Source organism: Acinetobacter sp. YH16031 (genome assembly GCF_013417335.1).
Taxonomy (GTDB): domain Bacteria; phylum Pseudomonadota; class Gammaproteobacteria; order Pseudomonadales; family Moraxellaceae; genus Acinetobacter.
On record NZ_VPED01000179.1, the window covers coordinates 1 to 1,173 of the forward strand.

Consider the following 1,173-nt stretch of genomic DNA (forward strand, 5'->3'; position numbering starts at 1 on the left):
AAGTTACAGTCTCTAAAATTAACATAATACACGTTATGCGAAGTTGAAAAATTAAGACTATAGCCTTAATTTTTATGTATTTTTTTAAATTTAAGACCTAGGCCGGTGCCTAGGTTTTTTATTTCATATAAGAGTTTTTATGTTAAATAGCCATTTTAACTAACTAAATGGTGTCTATTCAAATCACCAAAAATATTAGCGAGTGTCTACGAGCGTCACATTAAACAAATGCTTACCTTCCTCCTTGATTACTGCTTTTGCGGTATATGAAGTCAAGGAGGAAGTTTTATAAAGATAAGATATAAAAAATTCTTTTTTCTCCGTAATAGTATCCATACTAACTTATTACTGTTTACACTTTGATTTAACTTTGAGATTAAGCTTTGAGATTAAACTTTGAATTTAAGCCTTGATATAACTTTGAACTCACTAAAAGTTCAATTTTTAATCAAAGCTGTTTTTCTGCTTTTTGTATTAACTCTCGTTCAAACTTACTTTGATCCCTTATTCGATTTTTACTATAGGGATTTTTTGTTCTGTATTTTAATCTAAATCTTGGCTTTATTGAGGCATTAGCATAGTCACAATCTACAAATCCGAAGGCAATTTTTGATACTGAAGTTCCGCGCTTAGAAACGTGATTTAGTTGAGTAGTCATAGACTCTTCTAAATTATATCCACCTGAAAGAATCTTATCTGATATAGCTTTTTGGTCTTCTGTGAACAGCTCATACATAAAGATTTTTTCATCATCTGGTACCTCATCTGGTGAGTCAGTAACGAAGAATACAGGTTCAATAAGTTGCATATCCCATAAAGGGCGCATAATGATCCATGTACCTCGCTCATTTAATTTAGGACAATATTCAGCTTCCCATACTTTACGTTCGTGCTTTCCACGACCTACAACTTTGTATTCACCAAAAATACCGAAGTCACTATCACCAGAGCAAACCCATTGATAATTTAATTTAAGAAAATTTATGCAATGGTTGAATCTTGTTATTATTGATGTATGTAATTTTTCTTCATTTTCATATGGGTTAGCCCAAATAATTTTCTCCGATATACATCCTGTTTCTCGCATATCTTGAAAAAAATATAATCGAATAAAATAATATAAAAGCCTCTTATCATTTCTTTTTTTAAATCTATTCACAGGAGAGCACTCAC

At 31.0% G+C, this 1,173-nt stretch carries 1 protein-coding gene; it reads right to left on the reverse strand.

The genetic code is table 11. From position 1 onward, the window contains the following. Nucleotides 1-448: 448 nt before the first annotated feature. Nucleotides 449-1,173, reverse strand: a 725-nt coding sequence (locus FTV31_RS16995) for a hypothetical protein (protein ID WP_180015815.1), incomplete at its 5' end; no start/stop codon positions are given.